Genomic DNA, 3,380 nt, shown 5'->3' on the forward strand with positions numbered 1-3,380 from the left:
GCCTCGGTGGGGGCTGTGGGGGCGGCCTCGGCGGCGGGAGCCGTCTGCTCGGTCGCCGGAGCGGAATCCACGGGCACGGTGGTCTGGGCGGAATCCACGGGCACGGCCGCCGGGACGGATCCGAGGACATCGGTCTCGGCCTCCTCGACCTCGTCGCCCGCCGGGACGGCGACACCGGAGCCCCCGGCCTTCGGCTCCTCGGCGACGTCCTGCTCCGGCAGCCGAATGTCGGTGATCGCGCGGCGCGTCGAATCGCGCGGAATCGCCGCATCGTCACCGACGTGCGGCTGCCCCTCGTCATCGGTCCGCTCGACCGGAACCGGTTCGGGGCTCGGTGGCGCGAGCGTGCCCGTCCCCACGCCGCCCTGACTGAAGTTGAACCCGCTCGAGGCGGTATATCCGCCCGACCGATCGGTCACTTCCTTGTCCGGTGCGGTCGAGGTGAGCGACACCCGACCGCGCCTGTACCGGACGAATCCAGCGACAACGAGCGCCACCACCAGCACAGCGGCGATCACGGCGAGCAGAATCCACACTTGCGCAGTCACGCGCCCCATCCTGTCAGAACACGGCGACACTCTCGCGCAATGGACGGGCTACCCGTCCAGGCGGCGGTAGTTCCCGGCCTCGGACTCCTCGGGCGCGGTTGTGAGAAATGCCTCGAGCATCTCCTCGGCCACCACCGACGAGGTCAGCCGAAGGCCTAGAGCGAGCACGTTGGCGTCGTTCCATTTGCGGGCCCCGGCGGCCGTCTCGCGGTCGGTGCACAGCGCCGCCCGGACGCCGGAAACCTTGTTCGCCGCGATCGAGACACCGGTTCCGGTCCAGCAGCACACCACCCCGACATCGGCGCGACCGCCGGCCACCGCCTCCCCGACCTGGCGCCCGACATCCGGCCAGGCGTCACCGTCGGCGAGGATCCACACCTCGTGCCCGCGCCCGGACAGCCAGTCGCGCAAGTGGTCGGTCAGCCCGGTGGATTCGTCGGTTCCGAACGCGATCCGCATACCTTCGAGGGTAGTTCCCAGCACATGCCCAGGTCGACGCGCGAACAGACACGCTCGAGCTACCGAATCCGAGCTATTTAAAAACCGACCAGTTCGGTCTTCTCAGTGCCACGCGGCAGAAGCAGCGGCGAATCCGTCACAGAGACAATAGGATCGGCCACGTGACCGATCGCAATGTGCTCGGGGGTCCGTTGGAGGAGTGTGGCACCGATCCTCTTACCGGCTTCTATCGGGACGGCTGCTGTAGCACCGGCCCCGAAGACCTGGGCAGCCACACGGTGTGCACCGTCGTTACCGCCGAGTTCCTGGAGCACCAGAAGTCGATCGGCAACGACCTGAGTACCCCACGTCCGGAGAACAACTTCCCCGGTCTGCAACCGGGAGACCGATGGTGCGTTGTCGCCGTACGCTGGCTCCACGCTCATGAAGACGGCGTCGCCGCCCCTGTCATCCTGGCCGCCACCCATGAAAACGCCCTGGAGGTCATCCCGATGGACACCCTCCGCAAATACGCCGTAGACGTCCCCGACGACGTCAGCGATCTGCTGTAATCGGCTTCCTCGCACCCGTTTCGGCCGTCCGCAGGCAAGCAGGCGACCGGAACAGATGCGACGACACCCTCGCACCAGAATCCGCGAACCGCCGAAATCACCGCCGCGATGACAACATCGCCGGTGTGATACTCCCCACCCGCGATAGCCGCGATCTCTGACGGCCCGTTCCCGAACGCTCGGCCTAGGCGGCGCGATGCCGACGGCGATGCGCCTTCTGGCGGCATGCCGCGGAGCAGTAGCGTGCGCGGCGGCCGGGGCCCGCGTGCCACAGCGCGTTGCCGCATATCGGACACCGCGTGAACTCTTCCGCAATTTCGTTACGGGTTTCGTTACGGTGGTCCGCCACACCGGTGTATTTCGTTACGGGTGCGGCGGCCGCCGGGCGCAGCGCGTCCAGGATTATCCGGGCCGGATGGACCAACTCGTCTCCCGAGCCCGAAACGCCCTGGATGGCAACGCATCCGATGAAGATCCCGGACAGGTCGGCAACGGTGAGATCGGGGCGCACCGCTCCCTGACGCTGCGCCTGGACGAGCAGCTCGTCCAGCGCACGGCGGAACCGATCGCCCGCACCGCGCATCAGGGCCCGGGGCCAGCCGTCGTCGGTGGTGATCAGGTCGCAGACCGCCTTGCTACGCGGGGATCGCACGATGACCTCGGTGCAGAAGGAGAAGAACGCCTCGCCCACATCGGGCGCGCGCAGACCGGCGAGGGCGCGCGCGGTCATTCGCTCGAGGCGCTGCTGCATCACCGCCTCGAGCAGGTCGGTCTTGGTCGGGAAGTGCCGGTAGACGGTCCCCGCCCCGACCCCCGCGCGGCGCGCGATCTCGGCCAGCGAGACGCCGGTGCCACGCTCGGCGAAGGCGTGCTCGGCCGCGGTCAGCACCAACGCGCGGTTGCGGCGAGCGTCGGCCCGCCCGGCCGGGCCCACGACAGCCGTTGCGATAGAGGTCATTTCGTTACGCACATCCCTTCCCCGACCTAGCGAACCGAGCGCAGGCACCCGTATCGTCCGAAATACGGGTTGCCCAACCCGCATTCTACCGAAACAGGCAGGGCGGATATGACCACTCCGATCACCCTGCGAAAGGTTGCCCCCATGCCCAGAGAACTCGACGAATGGCACGCGCGCACCGGCGGTTTCGTCGCGCGCCCGAACCTCGGCGACTACGCCGAGAAATACTCGAAATACTTTGTCATGCAACGCCGCGACGGCATCCTCGAACTGCGGATGCACACCGACGGCGGCCCGGCGGAGTTCAGCTTCGCGGTGCACAACGCCTGGGCACAGGCGTGGCTGGAGATCGGCAACGATCCCGACAACGAGGTGCTGATCATCACCGGAACCGGCGAACGCTGGCTCGGCACGCCCGAGACCGCGGCCCGCGACCCCAAAGAGGTTGTGGACGAGATGCACTCGGTCCCCCTCCCCGCGGACTTCGGCTACGAGCACGGCTTCTACGACGCCACCAAACTGGTGGAGAACTTCGTGTTCGGCATCGACATCCCCACGATCGCCGCGATCAACGGCCCGAGCGTCGCGCACACGGAATTCGCGCTGCTCTCCGATATCACCCTGGCCGCCGAATCCGCCACCATCACCGACCCCCACTTCCTGGCCGCCGCAGCCCCCGGCGACGGACAGCAACTGACCCTCCAGGAACTCATCGGCACCAAACGCGCCGCGTACCACCTCTACACCGGCCAGCCGATCGGCGCGCGGCAAGCCCTGGAACTCGGCCTGGTCAACGAGGTCCTCCCCGCCCACCAACTACTCCCCCGCGCCTGGGAACTAGCCGAGACGATCATGAAACAACCC

Annotated in this window: 4 protein-coding genes and 1 pseudogene; 2 read left to right on the top strand and 3 right to left on the bottom strand. The window is 67.8% G+C overall.

Features of this window, described 5'->3' with window-relative positions; translation table 11 throughout:
* Both JZ791_RS43660 and JZ791_RS43665 read right to left on the bottom strand, forming a co-directional pair.
* A pseudogene (locus tag JZ791_RS43660) lies at positions 1 to 548 on the bottom strand (signal recognition particle-docking protein FtsY); the annotation flags it as partial.
* A gap of 48 nt (positions 549 to 596) precedes the next feature.
* Complete coding sequence (locus JZ791_RS43665) at positions 597 to 1,007, bottom strand: RpiB/LacA/LacB family sugar-phosphate isomerase (protein ID WP_216903790.1); 411 nt, start codon at positions 1,005 to 1,007, stop codon at positions 597 to 599.
* A gap of 161 nt (positions 1,008 to 1,168) precedes the next feature.
* Between JZ791_RS43665 and JZ791_RS43670 the strand changes: the two genes are divergently transcribed.
* Complete coding sequence (locus JZ791_RS43670; protein ID WP_216903792.1) at positions 1,169 to 1,558, top strand: DUF2237 family protein; 390 nt, start codon at positions 1,169 to 1,171, stop codon at positions 1,556 to 1,558.
* Between the two features lie 184 nt (positions 1,559 to 1,742).
* On the opposite strand, the gene JZ791_RS43675 is transcribed toward JZ791_RS43670, so the two are convergent.
* Positions 1,743 to 2,516, bottom strand: a complete 774-nt coding sequence (locus JZ791_RS43675) for a TetR/AcrR family transcriptional regulator (protein ID WP_216903794.1) — start codon at positions 2,514 to 2,516, stop codon at positions 1,743 to 1,745.
* Between the two features lie 144 nt (positions 2,517 to 2,660).
* On the opposite strand from JZ791_RS43675, the gene JZ791_RS43680 reads away from it, so the two are divergent.
* A partial coding sequence (locus tag JZ791_RS43680) for an enoyl-CoA hydratase/isomerase family protein (RefSeq protein WP_216903796.1) occupies positions 2,661 to 3,380 on the top strand: 720 nt, incomplete at its 3' end.

Source organism: Nocardia alni (assembly GCF_019038435.1).
Taxonomy (GTDB): Bacteria; Actinomycetota; Actinomycetes; order Mycobacteriales; family Mycobacteriaceae; genus Nocardia; species Nocardia alni.